The organism is Exiguobacterium sp. HVEsp1, from assembly GCF_002009685.1.
Classification (GTDB): Bacteria; Bacillota; Bacilli; order Exiguobacteriales; family Exiguobacteriaceae; genus Exiguobacterium; species Exiguobacterium profundum.
Genome location: NZ_KV917367.1, coordinates 699,089 through 721,201, shown reverse-complemented (window position 1 = coordinate 721,201; position 22,113 = coordinate 699,089). Strand labels below are relative to the sequence as shown.

General features: G+C 47.7%; 24 protein-coding genes and 1 other annotated feature (1 of these 25 running past the window's edge). Of the genes, 8 read left to right on the top strand and 16 right to left on the bottom strand.

Annotated features, from left to right (window positions below; translation table 11 throughout):
- Window positions 1-598 (bottom strand) — a sequence feature (16S ribosomal RNA rRNA prediction is too short) (it extends 176 nt beyond the left edge of the window).
- Window positions 599-901: 303 nt separating this feature from the next.
- Window positions 902-2,074, bottom strand: coding sequence for a substrate-binding domain-containing protein (locus tag BV910_RS03735; RefSeq protein WP_078146396.1), 1,173 nt, complete (start codon window positions 2,072-2,074; stop codon window positions 902-904).
- Window positions 2,075-2,113: 39 nt separating this feature from the next.
- Window positions 2,114-3,055, bottom strand: coding sequence for a nucleotidyltransferase-like protein (locus BV910_RS03730; RefSeq protein WP_240499787.1), 942 nt, complete (start codon window positions 3,053-3,055; stop codon window positions 2,114-2,116).
- Window positions 3,056-3,157: 102 nt separating this feature from the next.
- On the opposite strand from BV910_RS03730, the gene BV910_RS03725 reads away from it, so the two are divergent.
- A complete protein-coding gene (locus BV910_RS03725) occupies window positions 3,158-3,517 on the top strand; it encodes a YgzB family protein (protein ID WP_031421140.1) in 360 nt (119 codons plus the stop codon).
- Window positions 3,518-3,554: 37 nt separating this feature from the next.
- Here BV910_RS03725 and perR read toward each other — a convergent pair whose 3' ends face one another.
- On the bottom strand, window positions 3,555-3,986 hold the full coding sequence (gene perR / locus BV910_RS03720; RefSeq protein WP_031421138.1) for a peroxide-responsive transcriptional repressor PerR: 432 nt from the start codon (window positions 3,984-3,986) through the stop codon (window positions 3,555-3,557).
- 191 nt (window positions 3,987-4,177) lie between these two features.
- Here perR and BV910_RS03715 point away from each other — a divergent pair, with 191 nt between their 5' ends.
- The 3 genes from BV910_RS03715 (at window position 4,178) to BV910_RS03705 (ending at window position 7,275) form a co-directional block, all read left to right on the top strand.
- Complete coding sequence (locus BV910_RS03715) at window positions 4,178-5,476, top strand: glutamate-1-semialdehyde 2,1-aminomutase (protein WP_078146395.1); 1,299 nt, start codon at window positions 4,178-4,180, stop codon at window positions 5,474-5,476.
- Window positions 5,477-5,593: 117 nt separating this feature from the next.
- A complete protein-coding gene (locus BV910_RS03710; protein WP_078146394.1) occupies window positions 5,594-6,826 on the top strand; it encodes an MFS transporter in 1,233 nt (410 codons plus the stop codon).
- A 53-nt stretch (window positions 6,827-6,879) separates the two neighbouring features.
- Window positions 6,880-7,275, top strand: a complete 396-nt coding sequence (locus BV910_RS03705) for a thiol-disulfide oxidoreductase DCC family protein (protein ID WP_015880898.1) — start codon at window positions 6,880-6,882, stop codon at window positions 7,273-7,275.
- A gap of 32 nt (window positions 7,276-7,307) precedes the next feature.
- Here the strand turns inward: BV910_RS03705 and BV910_RS03700 are convergent, their stop codons facing one another.
- From BV910_RS03700 to mutY, 4 genes are all read right to left on the bottom strand, one after another.
- Entirely contained in the window at window positions 7,308-9,056 is a 1,749-nt protein-coding gene (locus tag BV910_RS03700) for an ABC transporter ATP-binding protein (protein ID WP_078146392.1), read from the bottom strand.
- A 39-nt stretch (window positions 9,057-9,095) separates the two neighbouring features.
- Window positions 9,096-9,638, bottom strand: coding sequence for a nucleoside tri-diphosphate phosphatase (gene ntdP / locus BV910_RS03695; RefSeq protein ID WP_015880896.1), 543 nt, complete (start codon window positions 9,636-9,638; stop codon window positions 9,096-9,098).
- An 89-nt stretch (window positions 9,639-9,727) separates the two neighbouring features.
- Window positions 9,728-10,153 carry a hypothetical protein gene (locus tag BV910_RS03690; protein ID WP_078146391.1) on the bottom strand — a complete coding sequence of 142 codons (426 nt, stop codon included), beginning with the start codon at window positions 10,151-10,153 and terminating at the stop codon, window positions 9,728-9,730.
- The gene (gene mutY / locus BV910_RS03685; protein ID WP_078146390.1) at window positions 10,140-11,174 is read right to left on the bottom strand and encodes an A/G-specific adenine glycosylase; all 1,035 of its coding nucleotides are present in this window, start codon (window positions 11,172-11,174) and stop codon (window positions 10,140-10,142) included. Before mutY ends, BV910_RS03690 begins: the two co-directional genes overlap by 14 nt.
- A gap of 88 nt (window positions 11,175-11,262) precedes the next feature.
- Here mutY and BV910_RS03680 point away from each other — a divergent pair, with 88 nt between their 5' ends.
- Window positions 11,263-12,246, top strand: coding sequence for a metal-dependent hydrolase (locus BV910_RS03680; protein WP_015880893.1), 984 nt, complete (start codon window positions 11,263-11,265; stop codon window positions 12,244-12,246).
- A 26-nt stretch (window positions 12,247-12,272) separates the two neighbouring features.
- On the opposite strand, the gene BV910_RS03675 is transcribed toward BV910_RS03680, so the two are convergent.
- Window positions 12,273-12,806, bottom strand: a complete 534-nt coding sequence (locus tag BV910_RS03675; RefSeq protein ID WP_015880892.1) for a YceI family protein — start codon at window positions 12,804-12,806, stop codon at window positions 12,273-12,275.
- 221 nt (window positions 12,807-13,027) lie between these two features.
- Between BV910_RS03675 and adh the strand changes: the two genes are divergently transcribed.
- From adh to BV910_RS03660, 3 genes are all read left to right on the top strand, one after another.
- A complete protein-coding gene (gene adh / locus BV910_RS03670) occupies window positions 13,028-14,548 on the top strand; it encodes an aldehyde dehydrogenase (RefSeq protein WP_078146389.1) in 1,521 nt (506 codons plus the stop codon).
- A gap of 1 nt (window position 14,549) precedes the next feature.
- Window positions 14,550-14,912 (top strand): DUF779 domain-containing protein, encoded by a 363-nt coding sequence (locus tag BV910_RS03665; RefSeq protein ID WP_015880890.1) that lies wholly within the window; start codon window positions 14,550-14,552, stop codon window positions 14,910-14,912.
- Window positions 14,913-15,031: 119 nt separating this feature from the next.
- Window positions 15,032-15,757 (top strand): nuclease-related domain-containing protein, encoded by a 726-nt coding sequence (locus tag BV910_RS03660; protein ID WP_078146388.1) that lies wholly within the window; start codon window positions 15,032-15,034, stop codon window positions 15,755-15,757.
- 40 nt (window positions 15,758-15,797) lie between these two features.
- Here BV910_RS03660 and BV910_RS03655 read toward each other — a convergent pair whose 3' ends face one another.
- From BV910_RS03655 to BV910_RS03620, 8 genes are all read right to left on the bottom strand, one after another.
- Entirely contained in the window at window positions 15,798-16,868 is a 1,071-nt protein-coding gene (locus BV910_RS03655; RefSeq protein WP_078146387.1) for an ABC transporter substrate-binding protein, read from the bottom strand.
- Window positions 16,865-17,659 carry an ABC transporter permease gene (locus tag BV910_RS03650; protein WP_078146386.1) on the bottom strand — a complete coding sequence of 265 codons (795 nt, stop codon included), beginning with the start codon at window positions 17,657-17,659 and terminating at the stop codon, window positions 16,865-16,867. Before BV910_RS03650 ends, BV910_RS03655 begins: the two co-directional genes overlap by 4 nt.
- Window positions 17,656-18,477, bottom strand: coding sequence for an ABC transporter permease (locus BV910_RS03645; protein ID WP_015880886.1), 822 nt, complete (start codon window positions 18,475-18,477; stop codon window positions 17,656-17,658). Before BV910_RS03645 ends, BV910_RS03650 begins: the two co-directional genes overlap by 4 nt.
- Window positions 18,464-19,570, bottom strand: coding sequence for an ABC transporter ATP-binding protein (locus tag BV910_RS03640; protein ID WP_047795864.1), 1,107 nt, complete (start codon window positions 19,568-19,570; stop codon window positions 18,464-18,466). Before BV910_RS03640 ends, BV910_RS03645 begins: the two co-directional genes overlap by 14 nt.
- 21 nt (window positions 19,571-19,591) lie before the next feature.
- The gene (locus BV910_RS03635; RefSeq protein WP_015880884.1) at window positions 19,592-20,131 is read right to left on the bottom strand and encodes a helix-turn-helix domain-containing protein; all 540 of its coding nucleotides are present in this window, start codon (window positions 20,129-20,131) and stop codon (window positions 19,592-19,594) included.
- Between the two features lie 150 nt (window positions 20,132-20,281).
- On the bottom strand, window positions 20,282-20,551 hold the full coding sequence (locus BV910_RS03630; RefSeq protein ID WP_078146385.1) for a YfhJ family protein: 270 nt from the start codon (window positions 20,549-20,551) through the stop codon (window positions 20,282-20,284).
- Window positions 20,548-20,862: a YfhH family protein gene (locus BV910_RS03625; RefSeq protein ID WP_015880882.1), complete on the bottom strand. Its 315-nt coding sequence runs from the start codon at window positions 20,860-20,862 to the stop codon at window positions 20,548-20,550. Before BV910_RS03625 ends, BV910_RS03630 begins: the two co-directional genes overlap by 4 nt.
- 68 nt (window positions 20,863-20,930) lie before the next feature.
- Window positions 20,931-22,109, bottom strand: coding sequence for an RtcB family protein (locus BV910_RS03620; protein ID WP_078146384.1), 1,179 nt, complete (start codon window positions 22,107-22,109; stop codon window positions 20,931-20,933).
- Window positions 22,110-22,113 lie beyond the last annotated feature (4 nt).

The window sequence follows — 22,113 nt, the reverse complement described above, 5'->3', positions numbered from 1 at the left end:
GCGCGCTTTACGCCCAATAATTCCGGACAACGCTTGCCACCTACGTATTACCGCGGCTGCTGGCACGTAGTTAGCCGTGGCTTTCTCGCAAGGTACCGTCAAGGTGCCGCCATTGCCTGCGGCACTTGTTCTTCCCTTACAACAGAACTTTACGACCCGAAAGCCTTCATCGTTCACGCGGCGTTGCTCCATCAGACTTTCGTCCATTGTGGAAGATTCCCTACTGCTGCCTCCCGTAGGAGTCTGGGCCGTGTCTCAGTCCCAGTGTGGCCGATCACCCTCTCAGGTCGGCTATGCATCGTCGCCTTGGTGGGCCGTTACCCCACCAACTAGCTAATGCACCGCAAAGCCATCCATGGGCGACGCCGGAGCGCCTTTCATCAGCGGACCATGCGGTCCGATGACACATCCGGTATTAGCCCCGATTTCTCGTGGTTATCCCAGACCTATGGGCAGGTTCTTTACGTGTTACTCACCCGTCCGCCGCTCATTCCACCGTCGTCCCCCCGAAGGGTTCAGACGGCTTCCTGCGCTCGACTTGCATGTATTAGGCACGCCGCCAGCGTTCGTCCTGAGCCAGGATCAAACTCTCCAAAGAATTTGATATAGCTCTTAAATTGACGAAGCTTGCGCTTCATTCAAAAATGGTAAAACTTATTTTTGCCTCATCGTTCAGTTTTCAAAGTTCGTCTGCCGCTCTTGGCGACTTCATTAATCTATCACGTTTTGATTGTTTTCGTCAACAACTTTTTCACAAATTGTTTTTCTGAAATAATCTTTTGCCGTGACAACGTTTATAACTATAATCTCTATTTACCACTTCGTCAATACAAAAAACAATAAAAATAAAAAAAGATTTACTTCCCATCAACATGATGAAAAGTAAACCTTCTGCTTTGTATTAATCGAGACGGACATAGCCCGTCTTCTCAACTAACGTCTGCCCATCCTCGCTTTCGAGCCATTGAAGAAAATCTTCATATCGTTCTGCCTTCTCTTCCGTAGTCACCGCATAAAATTCAGAAGTCAGTGGATACGATCCATCCTGAATCGTTTCAACGGTCGGTTCGATTCCATCTATACGAAGTAACTTGATTTCATAGTCATGCACCATTTCTGTCGCATAGTATCTAAATGAAAATCCAATCGCATTTTTATGGTTCCGATACGATGAAGTTTGTTGAATGATTCCACCCATCCCTTCAGGAACATCTTCTACCGGCGCCTCCATGAGCTTTTGTTCGCCCATCATCTTTTGTAACGCCGTTTGACTGCCACTATCCTCCGGTCGTTGAAAAGCACGAATGGATTCCGAGTCCCCTCCGACCTCTTCCCAATTCCGAATGTCTCCTGAATAAATACCCCGAACTTGTTCCATCGTCAAAGAATCGACCGGGTTATCTTCATGGACGAAGAACACAAATGCTTCCCTTCCAATCGCCGTCATATGTAAAGAAACGTTTTTTTGTTTCGCAACCTTCAATTGACGGTCAGATGGACCAGCGACGAAAATCAAGTCGGTCTGATCGTTCATCAGTCGGCTGTACGCTTCCGGTGTTGTCGTCGACACGACTTTACTCGTTTGATCATTATATGGATCATACGTTTCCGAGTCCGGATAGACTGCTTCCACGAATGAAGCGTACATCGGATAGAGCGCTGTCGCTCCATCTAATCGCGGCAAACCTTCCTCAAACTTCACCGAAGCCTCGTGATCGAGTCTCGCCAATTGTTCTGAATCCGTGAACGGCTGATAATCCATCAACTCCACACCGCGTTCCTCAATCTTCAAACTATCTTGATACATATAATATCCTTTCACAGAAGCGAAGAGGACAGCACCGACTAACGCACCCCAGCCGAGAACTCTTCGAATCTTTTGTTTTGAAAAGGACGAAAAATCATAGAGTCCCATACATATGATTAGTAGAACGGCCATATACCATATCGTCCAAATAATCGGTCGCCCAAGTGTGATGGGGTCTCCCATCGTAAAAAGGGCGACAAAGACAGAAATCACAATCGTGACAAATAAAATAAAGACGGTTCCCACGCTAAATTTCAATAGTTTCATATAACTGATTTTCTCCTCATTGTTCCTAGGAAAGGGAAGTTAAGCAATCTCATAAAGCACTGCCTCTACCCCGACCCCTTTCGTCGGTCTCGTGACCGTTCGAACATACCCTTTTTTCACTAAAAAACCAATGATGCTTCCAAGGTCGACACGGAGCTCATTCAAATTCGGATGTTCCATCAATTCTGAGAACGTCCACGCTCCGCCTTTCTCCTGCATCGTCTGAAGTAATAACAACGTCCCCGGCAACACTTTCGATTGAATCAAATGTTCCATGCCAATGACGACAAGGTGGATGCGCTGTTCAAGCGATTCTTGTCCTCCGACCAATTCATCGTGCAGCTTATAAATCTCGAGGTCAATGGCTCGTACCTGTTCCCACAATACGATTTCCGGATGAATCCCCGCCTCAAGAATCGAGAGGCGTGCCAGGTGAGTGAGGGCATGATGAATCTGAGTGAAGGCGTCTTGGAACTCCCCTTCTAAAAATAGATAACGTCCGTCTTCAAACCGACGCAACAACTTTGCGAAAGAGATTGAGAGTTGTAAACGTTGTTCCCGATTCGTTAAATTACGGTTGCGCTGTCGTAACTCTAAAATGTACTCATTTCGTTCGAACAAGACGATTCCGTCTTCAATCCAATGAATGGCTCGCCGATTTTCATTCAAGACAATCCACCGATCCATCATCGAGTCACTGACTACGTGCAGGACAATTTTTTCTTGACCGACCTGATAGTGTTTCACCGTCCAAAACGGTTCTGGTTTTGCTTCAATCACAATGAGCAGGCGATCCGACTGATCCGTCAACGGATCACGTGCCCGTTTTTTCTTCACCTCAATAATACCGAGTGTCGTTTTTAATGCAGCATATTCTGAGTAAATGGTGCGAGTCGCATATTCCATCGTCATCTGGACCCCTTCTCTCCCAATCGCAAGTTGACTATATATATGACGATTGTCATTTTCGATACGAATCAAATTCGCCCTCTTTTCAAAAAACTCCTGCCGAAAAAGTGCAGGAACTTCTCACTCGTTTGAAGATGAGCTATGATAGAGACAGACTATTGGAGGGATTCACTCATGAAAAAACGGGGGAACAAAATCAACCGCGCACGTAATATAGCATTACTTCTTATCTTCGGCGGGATCGGTGTCATGTATCTCGGTCTTCTCGCAAAATCCATCACCTGGCTCATGATTATTTTCATGCTTCTTGGATTTGTCATGGTACTTGCGAGCTCTGCTCTTTACTTCATCGTCGGGATGGCCTCGACAAAAGCCATCATCGTGACTTGTCCGAACTGTGAAAAAGAGACGAAGATGCTCGGACGCGTCGACTTATGTATGCACTGCGACGAGCCGCTCACAATCGACCGTTCACTCGAAGGAAAAGAATTCGATGAGAAATATAACAAACGTCAGTCACAACAAACGGACTAACACAAAAAACCACATCCGAGCCGTCGGATGTGGTTTTTTAATGTGTTTGCGATTGTTCAGACTGACAAGACGGGCACGTTCCGTACACTTCAAGACGGTGACGATCAACTTTGAATCCAGTCAATTGTGATGCAACCGATTCGATTTCATCTAATACAGGATAGTTAAAGTCGACGACTTTTCCACACGTATCACAGATGATGTGATAGTGCTTCGACGTCACAAAGTCAAAACGACTCGAGGCGTCCCCATAGTTCATCTCTTGAACGAGGCCCACCTCTTTAAAAACGCGCAAGTTGTTATATACAGTGGCCACACTCATATTTGGAAACCGTGCGGCAAGTGCCTTATAAATGTCATCCGCTGTCGGGTGACTATGCTCCGTGACGAGGTACTCCAAAATGGCCTGGCGCTGAGGCGTCATTCTGACTCCATGTTCCCGGAGCGACTGAACAGCATGGTCAAGCATTTCGCTTCCCACGTCAATCCCTCATTTCTTCTATAAAATTCATGCGAAATAGTTTTGAACATTAACTTATTTCTTACATAGTAATCTTTATAAATAGTGTACTGATTTCTCAACTACTCGTCAAACACTGAGCTTATGCGGTTGACGGCTATGATACAATAAGTGCGAATTTGAATAAGGAGGCAATACATATGACTACTTCATCAAATCGTCAGTCATCCGATGCATTATACCAAGATGCACTCACTCACATCGTCGGAGGTGTCAACAGTCCATCTCGCTCATTTAAAGCAGTTGGTGGCGGCGCCCCTGTTTATATGGAACGCGGCGAAGGCGCCTATTTCTATGATGTAGACGGGAATCGCTACATCGATTATTTGGCGGCATATGGTCCAATCATTACCGGCCATGCCCATCCACACATTCATGAAGCGCTTATGAACGCTTCTTCAAAAGGTTTATTATACGGGACACCACACCGTCTCGAGGTTGAATTTGCGAAGAAACTAAAACAAGCCATCCCTTCGATGGATAAGGTACGATTCACCAACTCCGGAACAGAAGCCGTCATGACGACGGTACGAGTCGCCCGTGCTTACACTGGTCGTGAACTTGTTGTGAAATTCAGCGGTTGTTACCACGGACATTCGGATCTCATGCTGATTGCAGCAGGTAGTGGTCCAGCGACGCTCGGTTCTCCGGACTCTGCAGGTGTAACAAAAGCCACTGCCAAAGAAGTCATCACCGTCCCGTTCAACGACGTCGAAGCGTATCGCGAGATGATGAAAGAATGGGGAGACCAGGTCGCTTGTGTGCTCGTCGAACCGATTGTCGGGAACTTCGGAATCGTTGAACCGAAGCCAGGTTTCCTCCAAGCTGTCAACGACATCACACATGAACACGGCGCACTCGTCATCTATGATGAAGTCATCACGGCGTTCCGTTTCACATACGGAAGTGCCCAACAAGTGTATGGCATCGAACCAGATATGACGGCACTTGGTAAAATCATCGGTGGTGGTCTACCGATCGGCGCTTACGGCGGGAAGGCTGAAATCATGGAGACGGTCGCCCCACTCGGACCTGCATATCAAGCCGGCACGATGGCCGGTAACCCGGCCTCGATGGCGACAGGAATCGCTTGCCTGGAAGTGCTCGAGCAACCTGGTGTCTATGAGAAATTAGACGCACTCGGTGCGAAACTGGAAGCCGGCATCCGCGAGGCGGCAGAAAAGCATGATGTCACGATCACGCTCAACCGCTTAAAAGGTGCCCTTACCGTTTACTTCACGGATGAAATCGTCACCGACTATGAAGGTGCGGAAAAGTCAGATGGTGAGAAGTTCGGACGCTTCTTCAAGTTGATGCTTGAGAATGGCGTGAACTTGGCTCCATCAAAATATGAAGCCTGGTTCTTGACGACAGTGCATACGGAACAAGATATCGAAGAGACAATCGAAGCGGTCAATCGCTCGTTTGCCCAATTGTAAGAAGGAGATGCGCAAGCATCTCTTTTTTTCGTCTAAAAGGGGACATCTTCAAAAAAAGTGTCTCTTTTTACTGAGTACCGTCCCCCATTACAGTAGAACCAAGGAGGTGCTCACCATATGAAATTTAATGATTTTCCATTAAATGTCCGCTTACGACTCGTTTGCGGATTTTGCATTCGAATCGTCGGATCAGCCATTTTCCCATTCATGGCACTCTATTTCTCAGAAGAGTTGGGGAAAGTGCCAGCCGGTATCATCATGACCTCATTCGTTATCGTCGGTTACTTGACCGGTCTATTCGGTGGATACTTTTCCGATCGGTTCAATCGGAAGGTTGTCTTACAGATTGGTCAGGTGATTCAAATCATCTGTTTTCTTGGGATGACCATCGCGATTCACCCATCGAATAACTGGGCACTCATCGTTGCCATCCTCTACTTCGGACATGCCATTTCGAACGGATTGAACTATCCAGCTCTCGAGGCGATTGTCATCGATTCTATGGAAGAATCAAATCGAAAAGCCATCTACGTGTATGACTACTGGCTCGTCAATTTAGCGATTGCCGGAGGCGTCATGCTCGGCGGCGCCTTTTATCGCGACCATCGTTTCGCTCTCTTTATCGGTATGACGGTCATTCTCACTGTGACCACAATCATTCTTCAACGTTTCTTGGTCGACACATATACTGGCAACCGCTCAACACCGTCAAACCCGATTCATGGTGTCATCGAAAACTATAAAATCGCGTTACGCGACCGCCGATGGATCACATTCGTATTTGGAAGTATGCTCGTCTTTTCGACCGAGTTTCATATGGCGAACTATATCGGTGTTCATTTAGCAGAGTCATTCGAAAGTCGTCAAATTCTCGGAATACCTGTTGATGGGGTTCGCATGATGGCGTTTATGCAACTAGAGAATACCTTGCTCGTCGTCGCCATCACGTTTGCGGTTACTGCGTTCGTCAAACGTTTCAAAGAGAAGACCATATTTTTCATTGGTTTATCGTTATATATCACAGCATACGCCGCCATTACCTCGATGAACTCCTTTATCGTCCTGACCGTACTCGCGATTATCTTCACAATTGGCGAACTCCTCTACTCGCCGATTCGACAAGTGAAACAGGTTGACCTCCTCGACCCTGAACGCCGTGCCTCTTATCTTGCATTCGGCGGCCTCACGTTCCACGGAGCCAAATTGGTTGCCGCGGCAGGCATTGTCGTTGGCGCGTTCATCGGTCCGGTCTTGATGAGCGGTTACATGTTCGTCTTCGGTGCCTTCGGTGCTTACTTGTATTATGTATCGCTCTATAAGATGCAACCTGCTCGCCAACTCGCTGCTTGACGTTTAACATGAAGACAAAACGGTAAAACAGTACGATGAAGGAGGCGAAGTACTTGCCTGCGATTGTTTTATTTGATGGCGATTGCAACTTCTGTGATGCTAGTGTCCAGTTCATCATTCGTCATGATCGACACGCCTCGATTCACTTTGCTTCGCTCCAAAGCGAGGTCGGTCAGTCGCTCCGAACACGACACCGGATCCCGGAATCAGTCGACAGCATCGTCTATATTGAGGAAGGGGTTCCTTACTTAAAATCAGACGCTGCGATTCGAATTGCCGAACACCTTGATGGCCGTTGGCGCCTGCTTCGACTCATTCGTTTCATACCTAGACCGATTCGTGATCATGGATATGCGTTATTCGCCAAACATCGGACACGTCTATTTGGGAAAAAGGAAGTGTGCACACTCCCTTCCCCGGATGTCCGTAAACGATTTTTAGACCGCTAAAAAAGTCGAGCCCATAGGACTCGACTTTTTTATTATTCGACTACGGCTAAATCTTGAATCATATACAGGTCATAATACGCCCCGCGACGACGCATCAACTCTTCATGCGTTCCCGTCTCCATGATTTGACCGTTATCCACGACGACGATTTGATCGGCGTCCGTTATGGTCGACAAGCGGTGGGCAACGATTAACGTCGTCCGTCCTTTCGTCAGACGGGCCAGCGAGTCTTGAATCATCGCTTCACTTTCTAAATCAAGCGCACTCGTCGCCTCGTCTAAAATCAAGATCGGTGGATTCTTCAAGAAGACGCGTGCAATCGCAAGCCGCTGCTTCTGTCCACCAGACAGTTTGACACCTTTCTCCCCGACCGGTGTCGCATATCCGTCCTGTAGTTTCGAGATGAACTCATGGGCGTTCGCTGCCTTGGCCGCCGCGATGACTTCCTCATCCGTTGCATCCGGTTTTCCCATCCGAATATTCATGGCAACCGATTCGCTGAAGAGGACCGAATCCTGCATGACCATCCCAATCTGGTCGCGGAGTGCACGTAATTTGTAATCACGCACATCGATGCCGTCGATTTTGATGCTTCCATCCGTCACGTCATAGAAACGCGGAATCAAACTGACGAGTGTCGATTTCCCTCCACCGGACATTCCGACAAACGCCACGCGTTCCCCGGAGCGGATTTGAAGGTTCACATCGTTCAACGCTCGTGTCCCGTCCTGTTCATACGAAAAACTCACATGCTCAAGGTCGATTTTACCCGCTGTCGACAACGGGACGAACCCGTTCGGTTTCTCCTCGATATCATATGTCTCATCCAAGAACTCAAAGACACGGTCCATCGAAGCGACCGACTGCGTGAGTGTCGTCGCCGAGTTGACGAGACGACCGAGCGGCGCATAGAGTCGGTCGATATACGCGATGAACGCGACAAGCGTCCCGAGCGATACCGCTTCTTGAATGACGAGCCACGATGCCGTCGTGAAGATGAGGATCGGCGCGATGTCAGTGATGGTCGATACGACGACATACGTCTTGGCGTTCCAACTCGTATGTTTGAGTGCCGCGTTCAAGAAGCCACCGTTCTGTTGTTCAAATGCCTTATTCTCATATGGCTCTAGCGCAAAACTCCGAATGACCGCCATCCCGTTGACGCGCTCTGTCAAATGCCCTTGTAGGTCAGCGAGTGCCGCCGACCGTTCACGCGTCAAACGACGCAACCGTCCATAGAAATAGCGGACTGCGATCGCGTAAAACGGAAGTGGTAAAATCGCAATCAGCGTGAGTTGCGGGTCAATCGTATACATGATCCCGATGGCGATAAGAATGGTGATCATGTCGAGCCAAATATTCATCAGACCGGTGATGACGAAGTCTTTCGTCTGTTCGACGTCGTTGATAATCCGTGAAATGATTTGTCCCGTCTTATTGTTTGAATAATAGCGGAGTGACAACTTCTGGACGTGGTCGAATAACCGGTTCCGCACATCGAACAAGACACGCGTCGCGGCCCACTGCGCCAAATATTGACGCAAATACTCGATCGGCGGCTTGAGGACCAGGAAGACGAAGAAAACGATGCTGAATAACCAGACGAGCGTCGTGTAGTCCTGCTTCGGCGCATCATCCGTCAAATAGTTATCGATGACATATCTATAAAGTAACGGTAATCCGAGCGGGATGGAAAACTTCAAAATCCCGACGAAAATGGTGAGGGCAATCTGTTTCTTATACGGACGAACAAACTGCAAATAACGTTTAATACTACCCATAATGCCTCCTGACTTAAGAAAAAAAGCGGAGATGAGGAATCATCTCCGATAACGTGCTTCGTATTCGCGATACCATTCATCGACGAATGTTGGGTTGAACGGCCCTTTCCGTCCTCGAATCCAGTTGATCAGTTCTTGCACGTTCTGCTTCAAGATTCGATCAATCGCTTTCGGATAATTCATCTCGCGACGATGCCGCTCATATTCATCTTCATCTAAAATCGTATACGACATATCCGGGAACACCTTGATGTCCAAATCGTAATCGATGTATTTGATGGCACGTTCATCCCCATCAAATGTAGTCGGCGAACCTAGATTACAGTAGTAGTAAATCCCGTCTTCGCGAATCATACAGATGACATTGAACCAATACTCAGATGAAAAGTAGCAAATTGCCGGCTCTCGCGTTCTCCATTGCCGACCGTCTGACTCGCTGACCATGATGCGGTCATTGAATCCGATCATATCCGTTTTTGACGACTGAAGGACGAGCGTTTCTTCCCAAACGCGATGCAAAGTTCCGTTGTGCTTGTAGCTCTGTATCTCGATTTTGCTACCTGCTTTGGGAAATAAGCTCATAAGCTCCTCCTTTCCGCTATGATGCTATACAATTCTCATATTTAATTATAGCGACTTTCAGAACCAATGAAAAAGGAAATCTCTTATTTTCATGAATTTAGTGTTTTTTGGAAGGCCCGCGCCCGTTCTTGGAACATCGGCCGAAGCACGAAATACTCGACGAGTATGTTCGGAACATAGCTATCGAACGTTACTTCATCGATCATGACCGCCTTACCATCACGCGACTCAACCCGATGTACGTGTGTGAACCGCTTGAACGGAAACGGTAACGTCTTTCCTTGATCGCAGAATGCCTGGTTCCCCACAACGGTGATGGCACTGGTCCATGGCAGTTCCACCGGACCGACCCCAACGAACAACTTCACTTCATTCCCTTCGACCGAGGCGCCGTCCCCCTCTAAGCGTACTTTAGGAAACTTTGTCAGCTTCGTCAAAAGCGAGGCATCCTGTAACAAATCCCAAAGCACATCTACCGTCGTATCATATGTCGACTCTACCTCAAATCGTCTCACGTTCGTCACCTACCAATTGTTCTAATTTTTGTTGAGCAACAGAAACCGTCTTCACCTCGCGTTCCGAAGCGTCTAGCCAGACGACGTCATCCGTCGGAAGCGTATCGACACGATATAAATCGATATACCAAACGATATGAGAGAAGACATGCTTCACTTGCCCGAGATACGTTCCGTTAAGTTGTTCCCCCGTTCCTCGATCCATAAGCGGATATTGCCACATCCCAGCGAGCAACCCTTTGTCCGGTCGTTGTTCATATGCGATTTTTCCGTCTTTCTCGATGCATAGCGCGTCATACATTTCGACACGTGCTGCTCCCTTCTTCGTTTTGACCGGTAGCTCATCTTGTACATGATGCGCATATGCATAACAAGTGTCTTGCACGGGACAGAGCGAGCACATCGGATTTTTCGGTGTGCAGACCGTAGCACCCAACTCCATCACACCCTCGTTAAAATCGGATGCGTGAGTCGGGTCCATCAATCGACGAACGACTTGTTCGAAGATTTTGCGTGTCTTCGGCAGTGCGATGTCGTCATAGATTCCGAATTGACGGGACATCACGCGCATGACGTTTCCATCCACAGCCGGCTCCGGTTGGTTGTAGGCAATCGACAGTACGGCTCCCGTCGTATACGGTCCGACCCCTTTTAGTTTCTCGAAACGTTCTTTCTCCTCCGGGACGATTCCCTCGTAAACAGAAGCGACTTCTTTGACCGCTTCATGTAAGTTCCGGACGCGAGAGTAGTACCCGAGCCCTTCCCAATACTTTACGACCTCATCCGTGTCAGCAGCTGCGAGATCTTCGAGCGTCGGAAAGCGTTCCATGAACCGGTTGTAATATGGGATGACCGTATCGACTCGTGTCTGTTGCAACATCACTTCACTCACCCACACGCGATAAGGATTTTTCGCATGACGCCAAGGTAAATCACGCTTTTCGCGATTGAACCAGGTGACGAGTTCCTCGTTAAAATGATGAATATTATAATTTGTGAACAATTTATCAAGATTAAGCATTGTGTTTCCCCTCGTTTTAAAAATATTGTATGATAAATAGGAATAGATGACGTAATTCTTTCATTATTGATGGAGGTGCTGACGCACATTGGATACTGCGACACACATTGGTATGGGACTTGGATTAAGTGCCATCGCGACGCTCAGCCCGGAAGTGTCAGGTGATGCACAACTGTTTTTAGCCATGACAGCCACGGCTCTCGTCGGCTCACATGCACCAGACTTCGACACCGTCTTTAAGTTAAAAGGAAATAGTACGTATTTACGCCAACATCGTGGTCGTTCACATGGAATCACCGCGCTTCTTGCTTGGCCAATCATCGTCAGCGCCGTCATCGGGACGGTCCTCGGCGTCAATCCTGCCTCTCTATGGGTCATGGCACAAATCGCCGTGTTGCTCCATGTCACGGTCGACTTGTTCAATGCCTACGGGACGCAAGCGCTACAACCTTTTTCGAAAAAATGGATCGGCTGGGGCGTGATCGGGACGTTTGATCCGTACTTGTTCTCCGCTTATTACGGTGCATATGCATTATGGATGATAACGGGTGCGACTGTCCCTATTTTTGCACTGCTTATTGCGCTTGTCATCAGTTACTATGCCATTCAGTTTAAATTACGTAACCGTGCGCTCGCTACCGTGGCGAGACACTTTGCAGGGGCACATGAATTGTTCATCTCACCAGGAATCGGTTGGGATGACTGGCATGTCGCCGTCCGTTTCCGCGATGGGCTCGGAGCTGTAAAAGTGAAAAAAGGCAAAGTCATCGAATGCGGTCGCTTCCGCGACAAACCGATGCCAGGAGAAGAAGACCTCCATTTCGTAGAGGCTCGGAAAAATGCTGACTTACAGGCGTTCCTCGAATTCTCTAAAATTCACACGTACACCGTGACACGCCATAACGGGATGATCGAATACCGCTTCACAAACTTGCGTTATTTCTCTAAAAACATGTATCCGTTTGTTGCCGTCGTTATCGTCGACGAGCAGACGAATGACGTGTTGTCATCGTTTACAGGTTGGGTGTTTAGTGAAGACAGCCTTCAGAAAAAATTGGTATACGAACAATAAAAAGTCGCTCAGATGAGCGACTTTTCTTATGCTTCCGATTCAGTGAATTGGAGCTCGAACTCGAATTTGACTTTCTTATCGACGAGGACACCACCCGCCTCAAGCGCTTGGTTCCACGTTAATCCATAGTCCTCACGGTTGAGCGACCCTTCTCCGGAGAAGGCGTGTTTCGTATTGCCCCATGGGTCTTTTGCGCTTCCCTCATACTCCACTTCAAACGTCTCTTCCCGAGTCGTTCCTCGAATCGTTAAATCCCCTGTCAATTCGAATTCTCCGCCTCCTTTTGAACGGAAAGAAGTTGAATGAAAGACGAGATGCGGATGTTCCTCGGCATTGAAGAAATCGCCTGAACGGAGGTGATTATCCCGATCCGTGTTGTTGGTGTCGATCGATGCTGCCTGAATCGTCACTTTCACACTCGCATTCGCTAAATCGCTCGGCTCACCGTTCGCCTTAATATCAAATTCTTTGAACTCGCCCTTCACCTTGGAAATCATCATGTGCTTGACCGTGAACGTGATCGAACTATGCGCCGGGTCAATCTGATATGTCTTAGCCATCGTGACTCACTCCTTATGGATGAATTAATGTGTACAATCTAGTCATTTCCACAAATCTTGAGTTCAAAACGTCTTTACAAAAGATTGACAAATTATTGTCAAAAAATTTTGACTTTTATCACATCATACCGTTACGATCAAAAAAAGGGAGTCGTTCGCTTACTGCTAAATGTAAGCGCATACATAACTCCTTTATCTCGTATGAAAAGGGAGGAACGATCATGATTTATGAAGTACCGAACTCAGCAGGAACGAAAGTACAGTTTAAGGACCGTTATGAGAACTACATTAACGGAAAGTGGACCGCACCGGCTGGTGGAGAATACTTTGAAAACACATCTCCTGTAAATGGGAAAGTATTATGTGAAGTCGCCCGCTCAACGAAAGAGGATATTGAACTTGCTTTGGATGCCGCTCATGCAGCCAAAGACGATTGGGGCAAAACGTCTGTCACGGAACGTTCTGTCATCTTGAATAAAATTGCAGACCGCATGGAAGAGAACCTCGAAATGCTCGCCTACGCGGAAACATGGGAAAATGGGAAGGCCGTTCGGGAAACGCTCAACGCTGACCTTCCGCTCGCCATCGACCACTTCCGTTACTTCGCAGGGGTCATCCGCTCACAAGAAGGTGGCATCAGTGAACTCGACCATGATACGGTCGCCTATCATTTCCATGAGCCGCTCGGTGTCGTCGCTCAAATCATTCCGTGGAACTTCCCGATTTTGATGGCGGTGTGGAAACTCGCGCCGGCACTCGCTGCCGGAAACTGTGTCGTCTTAAAACCGGCAGAACAAACCCCTTCTTCAATCATGGTTCTCATGGAACTCATCGAAGATTTATTACCACCTGGTGTCATCAATATCGTGAACGGTTTCGGTCTCGAAGCAGGAAAACCGCTCGCATCGAGTGACCGTGTCGATAAAGTCGCCTTCACGGGTGAGACGACAACGGGTCGCCTCATTATGCAATACGCTTCTCAAAACATCATCCCTGTCACGCTTGAGCTTGGTGGAAAGTCACCAAACATCTTCTTTGCCGACATCATGGACGCGGATGACGATTTCTTTGATAAAGCGATTGAAGGTCTCGTCATGTTCGCCTTGAACCAAGGGGAAGTCTGTACGTGCCCATCTCGCGCCTTGATTCAAGAGTCGATTTATGACAAGTTCATGGAACGCGTGCTAGAACGCGTCAAAGCAATCAAGCTCGGCAACCCACTCGATGCCGATGTCATGATGGGTGCACAAGCGTCGAACGAACAGATGGAGAAAATCCTGTCTTATCTCCAAATCGGGAAAGACGAGGGCGCAGAATGCCTAATCGGTGGAGAGCGCAACATGATGGACGGAGAGCTCGCGGATGGGTATTACATTCAACCGACGATCTTCAAAGGCCATAACAAGATGCGAATCTTCCAAGAAGAGATTTTTGGACCGGTCTTATCCGTCACGACGTTCAAAGACGATGCGGAGGCACTCGCCATCGCGAACGATACGCTTTACGGACTCGGGGCAGGCGTGTGGACACGAGACATGAACCGTGCATATCGCTTCGGTCGTGAAATTCAAGCAGGACGTGTCTGGATCAACTGTTACCACTCCTATCCGGCACATGCTGCATTCGGTGGTTACAAAATGTCTGGGATTGGACGTGAGAACCATAAGATGATGCTCGGTCACTATCAGCGTACGAAAAACATGCTCGTCAGCTACAGCGAACAAAAACTCGGGTTCTTCTAAGATGGTGAGACGAGTCGAGGCCACCCCCGCCGCGCTCGAACTCATCGAACGTCTCAAATCGAAACACGGTCCCCTCCTCTTTCATCAGTCAGGAGGATGTTGTGACGGGAGTTCTCCCATGTGTTTCCCACGTGACGAGTTCATGGTGGGCGACCACGACGTTCTTCTCGGTGAAATCGGCGAGACGCCCTTCTATATCCATGAGAAACAGTATGATTATTGGAAACATACACAACTGATCATCGATGTGGTCGATGGTCGGGGTGGTATGTTTTCACTCGAAGGTGTCGAAGGGAAACGATTTTTAGGACGTTCTCGAGTCTTTACAGAAGAAGAGCGTGAGGCGCTGAAGCATGAAACCTAAGCAAAAGGACCCATTTCGATGGGTCCTTTATGATGTAGAAAACGATTATCCTCGATTGTAAAAAATATACATATGAATCATCTCGCTTCTTGTATAGTGGATACAAAGGGAGGGATTTGATGGCTTCACTACTAACAGAATTGTTCGAAGGTATTTTCGTCACCTTGATCAGCATATTCGCACCCATATTTCTCGTCCTCACACTCATCATCATCTATAAGGTCAAACGTTATCAAAACAGTCAATATTCTCAACAAACTCGACATTCTTACTTCAAAGTGGTTCAAGACACCGGTCTATTCGGAGAGTATCTATGTGTGGCGGAGATTGAGTCAAAGTTCTTTCAACCGTTGATTTTGACAAACCTGTATCTCCCCCATCCTTCTAAAAAAGATCGAACCACTGAGATCGATGTCATTCTGATCAACCAATCCGGGGTACATGTCATCGAATCTAAAAACTATAGCGGTTGGATATTCGGTCGGGCACGTGACCGATACTGGACACAGACACTCCCCCGCCGTAAAAAGCATCGTTTCTTCAATCCGATCAAACAAAATGAATTACATCTCAAAGCCATCGAGCAAGTGCTTGGAGTGGACCGAACCCATCTCCACTCATGGATTGTATTCAGCAATCGTTCGACGCTCAAACAAATCGAATCTGCCGAGGTCCCTGTGCTCAATCGCCAACAGTGGATCAAAGAGCTGATCACCTACCAAGATTTTATTTTCGATCTCGATGAGCAAGTCCGCCTGTACGAAATCTTACACTCCTTCACACAAGTCGACACGACTGTCACCTTGAAACATATCGAAGACATCAAATCGACAATCAAGCAATAAACGAACATCCCCGTACTCAGATGAGCGCGGGGATGTTTCGTCATTTACTCTGCATTTTAAAGCGTAAATACAACTCGTTATAGTAAGCGTTCATGCGCTTCCCTAGGTTTTCATATACTTCAAGGTCTTGTGTCACTTCACGAGACGGGTAGAACCGTTCATCCGATGTGACTTCTTCATCCAAGAATTCGAGAGCTGCTTCGTTCGGTGTTGAGTATCCGACATAATCCGTGTTACGTGCCGCAATCTCAGCATCTAACATAAAGTCGATGAACTGATGTGCCCCGTCCACGTTTTGTGCCGTACTTGGGATGACGAGGTTATCAAACCAGAGATTCGTGCCTTCTTCCGGAATGACATACGTCAGTTCTTCATTCTCATACATGATTTCTGACGCATCGCCGGACCAGACGACGGCTGCCGCTGCTTCACGATTCGCCATCAGCATTTTGATTTCGTCTCCGACGATGGCTTTGATGTTCGGCCAAAGCATTTCCAACTTTTGCTCCGCCTCAATCAACTCATCTTTATTCGTCGTATTGAGGGAGTAACCAAGCGAGTTCAGGCCGAAGCCCATCACTTCACGTGTCCCGTCCGCAAGGAGAATGTCGTTCTCGAGCGGCATTTCCCACAGGTCGTTCCATGAAGTGATCTCACCATCGACTAGTTCAGGATTGTAGACGATCCCGACCGTGCCCCAGAAATAAGGAACCGAGTACTTATTACCCGGGTCGAATGATTTATCGAGGAAGCGCGGATCGATATTATCAAAGTTTTCGAGTTTATCGTAATCGATTGGGAGAAGAAGATTCTCCTCTCTCATCTTACTGATCGCATAATCGGATGGAACGGCGACATCAAAAGCCGTACCGCCTTGCTCAATTTTCGTGAGCATCGCTTCGTTCGAGTCGAACGTTTGATAAACGACCTTCAACCCGCTCTGCTTTTCGAACTCACCGATCAAGTCCTCATCGATATAGTCTCCCCAGTTGTAGACGACCAGTGTGTTGTCGCCGCCGAATCCTTGCGCAGCATTCAGTTGCTGAATCCAAAGAAGGAGACCGAAGCTGACAATCAATGGTACAGCCAACATGATGACTAGTTTTTTCATCGTCTAACCTCCTTTGATCCTCGTTGCGCCAACACATAATATCCGATGACAAGGAAGAGCGTGAAGAGGAACAGAATCGCAGACAACGCATTGATTTCAAGCGAGATACCTTGACGTGCCCGCGAATAGACTTCTACGGCGAGCGTCGTGAAGCCGTTCCCTGTCACGAAGAATGTAACCGCAAAATCATCTAACGAATAGGTGAGTGCCGTGAAGAAACCGGCAAATACCCCTGGCGTGATATATGGCAGAATGACTTTCGTCAATACGTCCCACGTACTGGCGCCTAGGTCACGTGACGCATCAATCAACGTCGGACTCATCTCTTGGAGTTTTGGCAACACCAAGATGACGACAATCGGAACCGAGAAGGCGATGTGCGACAAGAGGACCGAATAAAAGCCTAACTGAATCCCTAGCATCGTGAAGAGGATCAAGAAGGAGGCCCCGATGATGACGTCCGGGCTCACGATCAAGACGTTGTTCAATGATAAGAGGGACGTCTTCGTATACTTTTGTTTCGCCGTATAGATGGCGAGTGCCCCGATGACACCGAGCACGGTCGAAATCGTCGCCGAGAGCAGCGCGATGACGATCGTATTCAAGACGATGACGAGAAGTCTCGTGTCCGTGAAGAGCGACTTGTACCATTCGAGGGTGAACCCTTCGAAGTTACTCATCGTTCCGCCCCTGTTGAACGAGTAGAAGACCAAATATAGAATTGGCGCATACAAGATGAAGAACACGGCCGCCAAGTATAGATTTGATAATTTGAATCGTTTACGTTTCATCGACGAACCGCTCCTTTCGCACCCCAGTCACGTGTGACGACCATGACGAGAACCATCGCCAAGATGAGGAAGACGGCAATCGTCGAACCCATCCCCCAGTTTTGCGTGACAAGGAATTGTTGTTCAATCGCTGTACCGAGTGTGATGACTCGGTTCCCGGCGATGAGTCGGGTGATCATGAAGAGTGATAATGCCGGAATAAAGACAATTTGAATCCCCGATTTGACACCGTCAAGCGTCAACGGGAAGATGACACGTCGGAACGTCGTCCAGTTCGATGCACCTAAATCACGGGATGCGTAAACGAGTGATGGCGGTAGCTTCTCAATGGCGTTGTAAATCGGCAAAATCATGAACGGGATGAAGATGTATACCGAAACAAAGACGAAACTGAAATCAGTGAATAGAATCTGTTTCGTCCCAATACCGATGGCTTCTAAAAATTGATTCGTAATCCCGTACGTTCCAAAAATACCAAGGAACGCATACGCCTTTAACAACAAGTTAATCCATGACGGTAGCAAGATGAGTAAGAGCCAAAGCTGTTTGTGCTTCGTCTTCGTCAACAAGTATGCCGTCGGATACCCGACGAGTAACGAGAAGAACGTAATGAGAAACGCATACCAGAACGACGAGAGCGTCATCGACAAATACGTCGACGTGAAGAACGTCTGATAGTTTTCTAAACTCAAATTCCCATCGATATCAAAAAAGGAATAATAGACGACGAGGACGAGTGGTGCGATGACGAACAAGGCGATCCAAATCCAATAGGTCGTCAAATATACCGTCTTTGCGGTCTGATTAGTTTGATTCATGAGGGACCTCCTCGTAGGATTCGAGACGACGGTCAAATTCTTCTTCTGTTTCACCTAGTCGCATGACGTGAATCGCTTCTTCGTCAAACGTCAATCCGATTTTTGATCCGACGATTGATTTCTTCGTCGAGTGGACGAGCCATTCGTTTCCTTCTTGGTCATAACAGCAAATCTCGTAGTGGACACCTCGGAACAATTGAGAATCGACGTCGACAACGAGTTTCGCTGCATCGACCGATGTCATCTCTAAGTCTTCCGGACGAATGATGACCTCAACTTTTTCATTGCGGTCAAATCCTTGGTCGACACAGTCAAACGTTTTACCAGCAAACGTGACGACATTGTCTTCCGGCATGACACCCGGCACGATATTGGATTCACCGATAAAGTCTGCGACGAAACGGTTGATCGGTTCATCATAAATATCAGTCGGTGTCCCACTCTGAACAATTTTCCCGTTGTTCATGACGAAAATCTCATCCGACATGGCGAGCGCCTCTTCTTGGTCGTGTGTGACAAAAATGAAGGTGATGCCAAGACGTTGCTGTAACTCACGAAGTTCATATTGCATCTCCGTACGAAGTTTCAAGTCTAAGGCAGAGAGCGGTTCATCGAGGAGAATGACCTCCGGCTCATTTACGATTGCGCGGGCGATGGCGACACGTTGGCGCTGTCCACCTGACATCTCATCGATTTCGCGCGAGCCGTATCCTTCTAAGTTAACAAACTTGAGAGCCTGCTCCACTTTCGCTTTCACATCTGCTTCTTTCAATTTTTTAATGCGGAGACCGAATGCGACATTCTCAAATACGTTTAAATGAGGAAACAGCGCATAATCTTGGAACACGGTGTTCACTTGTCGTTTGTTGGCCGGCACATCGTTGATCCGCTTCCCGCTGAAGTGAATATCTCCTTCGGTCGCATCGGTAAATCCAGCGATGAGACGCAAAATCGTCGTCTTCCCACATCCCGATGGACCGAGAAGCGTATAAAACTTCCCACGCTCAATCTCAAAACTGATATCTTCAAGGACGACTGTATCGTCGTAACGCTTTGACACGTGGTCAAAACGAATAATTGTCTCTGCATTCATGCTGTTTCCTCCTCTGTTGACTTATAAATATGAATGGGTCGCGACGATGAGACATTCACTCTCTCCATCGTTATCGTTGACGAGTTGATGCGAATCCGAAGCGACATAATAAAGGGTTTCCCCTGTCTTGGCAAAATATGTGTGGTTCCCTAATTTCAAGGCGATTTTGCCGGACAAGACGTATACGAGCGTCTCCGAACGCGAAGGCTCATATTGTTTGAACTCTCCATGTTTGAAAAATGTGACAAGGATGGGCTCCATCTCTTTTTCATTCGATTCCGGGATGAGCCATTCTGTCCGATATTTGCGTTCTTCATCCGTATAGATGGTGCGATCGTCAACGGTGTACACCACTTTTTGATTCAACTCTTCATCAAAAAACTCTTTCGGGGAACTCCCGAGGACATTCAATAAATCGAATAACGTTTCTAGTGAGGGAGAGCTTAAATCCCGCTCGATTTGAGAAATATAGCCTTTACTCAAATCGGTACGTTCCGCCAGCTCCTCTTGGGTCAATCCTTTTTTGATCCGGAGCCGCTTAATGTTTTGACCTACTTCCAACGACTGAACGCCTCCTTCGTGTTTAGTGAAACATGAGTTCAACTAAAGAAAGTTTATCTATACTATACTTTAAAACAAACTATTAGCGACCTTCATTATAACGAATTGTTGACGAATTGCAATAAAAAAATCACGCCCCAAGGACGTGACTCAGTGTAAGTTCCGTTCAGACATCAAATGCTTGAACTTTTCGTTTTTCGTTTGGAACAAATGGAGCTGTGCCCCATATGCATCAATCTGTTGAATGACGTATTGGAAAGCCTTTGCCTCTCCCGGATACGGTTCGCCCGCCTTGGCAAGTGAGGTCTCAAAATCTTCCCATAACACTTCGACCCACGTCACCGCTTCTGAATCGTTCAAGACGTCATTCTTCTCTTTTAAAATGACCGCGAGCCGTTCATATTGTTCGTTCCGGTTCATCGTTTCACCTCCGACAATTCTGAGAGCGGGATGGCCCGTTCTGTCATCTCACCTTCAAACGTCCCCCAGCCCATGACGCCGTTGACGAATTTCAAGCGAAACGGACGGTCATTGTAATTGACGACATATGTTTCACCTGGACGAAACGATGATGGGTCAATCAAATAGCTTTCGGCAATCGCAATCCGTCGAAGGACGACTTCAATTTCGCTGACCATGCCCATCTGTTCAGCCTTTCGTTTCCGTTCATGTAATGCTTGAATCTCTTGCTCTAACTCATATTTCGATAAGTCACTTAACCGCTTTTCCATATCGTTCACCTCGATGTAAGCGTATCAGATTTTACGAAAAAAGAAAAAGACGAGACTGAGTACGTGACTCAGTTCGCCTTGAAGTTGTAAAGTGGCTTGATGATTTGATCGATTTGAACGGCCGGTTCGATATAACGAACAATTTCTTTCATCGACTTATACACAAATGGTGATTCATCGATTGTCGATGGGCGAACTGATGTCGACCAGACACCTTCCATCGAACGTTTGAATTCTTTGAAATCGACGCGTTTCCGCGCGGCCGACCGAGACATGATCCGACCTGCGCCGTGTGGACCCGAGAAGTTCCAGTCTGGATTCCCTTTCCCCGTACAGATGAGCGAACCGTCTCGCATGTTCATCGGAATGATGACTCGCTCTCCTTCTTGAGCGGAGATGGCCCCTTTTCGCAGGATCATCGCATCATGATCGATATAGTTATGGACGGTGTCGAATTGATCGACGATGTTCCAATTCATCGCTTCGACAATCACATCCGTCATCGCACGACGGTTCGCCGCCGCATATTGTTGAGCGATGCGCACGTCATGCATGTAATCGTCCATATCCGTCCCCTCCACATAAGCCAGGTCTCGAAATGGTTTACGTGACGCCCGCTCTGTTTCCAGATAAGCCGAGATTTCGTGTTGTCGACCTAAGGCTTTCAAACGCTCAATTTCTTCTTTTACATCATGTGTTTCCATCATGTGTTGAATCGCTCGCTCCTGATAGTGATCGGCAATCTGCACCCCAAGATGGCGCGAACCGGAATGAATGACGAGAAACGTACGTCCCGAGTCATCTCGGTTCACTTCAATAAAGTGGTTCCCCGAGCCGAGCGACCCGACCGAGCGCAAGGCTCGGTCGAGTTTATACGGCGCTCGCACCTCTTCTAGTGGAAGTTCAGATGCGTATGGGTGAACCTTCTCCCGAATGTTCATTCCACTCGGTACGAGTTCACGAATGAGGTCATCGAGTCGTTGAAAATCGATTCGCTTGGCTTTGATTTCCGTACAAAGCATCCCACACCCTAAATCGACACCGACCAGGTTTGGCACGACTTTGTCTTGAATCGTCATCGTCGTTCCAACGACCGACCCTTTCCCCGCATGCATGTCCGGCATGATCCGAATCGATGCCCCTTGTGTGAACGGTTGGTCGAGCAATGTTTCAATTTGATTCCGCGTCATATCATCGATTCGTTCGTTGAACACTTTGGCGCGGTTATATTTCCCCTTGATTTCCATGTGA

Bases quoted from the DNA above. Each gene is read 5' to 3' on its own strand.
- BV910_RS03735 (WP_078146396.1), bottom strand. From the start codon at position 2,074: ATGAAACTATTGAAATTTAGCGTGGGAACCGTCTTTATTTTATTTGTC.
- BV910_RS03725 (WP_031421140.1), top strand. From the start codon at position 3,158: ATGAAAAAACGGGGGAACAAAATCAACCGCGCACGTAATATAGCATTA.
- perR (WP_031421138.1), bottom strand. From the start codon at position 3,986: ATGCTTGACCATGCTGTTCAGTCGCTCCGGGAACATGGAGTCAGAATG.
- BV910_RS03715 (WP_078146395.1), top strand. From the start codon at position 4,178: ATGACTACTTCATCAAATCGTCAGTCATCCGATGCATTATACCAAGAT.
- BV910_RS03710 (WP_078146394.1), top strand. From the start codon at position 5,594: ATGAAATTTAATGATTTTCCATTAAATGTCCGCTTACGACTCGTTTGC.
- BV910_RS03700 (WP_078146392.1), bottom strand. From the start codon at position 9,056: ATGGGTAGTATTAAACGTTATTTGCAGTTTGTTCGTCCGTATAAGAAA.
- ntdP (WP_015880896.1), bottom strand. From the start codon at position 9,638: ATGAGCTTATTTCCCAAAGCAGGTAGCAAAATCGAGATACAGAGCTAC.
- mutY (WP_078146390.1), bottom strand. From the start codon at position 11,174: ATGCTTAATCTTGATAAATTGTTCACAAATTATAATATTCATCATTTT.
- BV910_RS03675 (WP_015880892.1), bottom strand. From the start codon at position 12,806: ATGGCTAAGACATATCAGATTGACCCGGCGCATAGTTCGATCACGTTC.
- adh (WP_078146389.1), top strand. From the start codon at position 13,028: ATGATTTATGAAGTACCGAACTCAGCAGGAACGAAAGTACAGTTTAAG.
- BV910_RS03665 (WP_015880890.1), top strand. From the start codon at position 14,550: ATGGTGAGACGAGTCGAGGCCACCCCCGCCGCGCTCGAACTCATCGAA.
- BV910_RS03660 (WP_078146388.1), top strand. From the start codon at position 15,032: ATGGCTTCACTACTAACAGAATTGTTCGAAGGTATTTTCGTCACCTTG.
- BV910_RS03655 (WP_078146387.1), bottom strand. From the start codon at position 16,868: ATGAAAAAACTAGTCATCATGTTGGCTGTACCATTGATTGTCAGCTTC.
- BV910_RS03650 (WP_078146386.1), bottom strand. From the start codon at position 17,659: ATGAAACGTAAACGATTCAAATTATCAAATCTATACTTGGCGGCCGTG.
- BV910_RS03645 (WP_015880886.1), bottom strand. From the start codon at position 18,477: ATGAATCAAACTAATCAGACCGCAAAGACGGTATATTTGACGACCTAT.
- BV910_RS03640 (WP_047795864.1), bottom strand. From the start codon at position 19,570: ATGAATGCAGAGACAATTATTCGTTTTGACCACGTGTCAAAGCGTTAC.
- BV910_RS03630 (WP_078146385.1), bottom strand. From the start codon at position 20,551: ATGAACCGGAACGAACAATATGAACGGCTCGCGGTCATTTTAAAAGAG.
- BV910_RS03625 (WP_015880882.1), bottom strand. From the start codon at position 20,862: ATGGAAAAGCGGTTAAGTGACTTATCGAAATATGAGTTAGAGCAAGAG.
- BV910_RS03620 (WP_078146384.1), bottom strand. From the start codon at position 22,109: ATGGAAATCAAGGGGAAATATAACCGCGCCAAAGTGTTCAACGAACGA.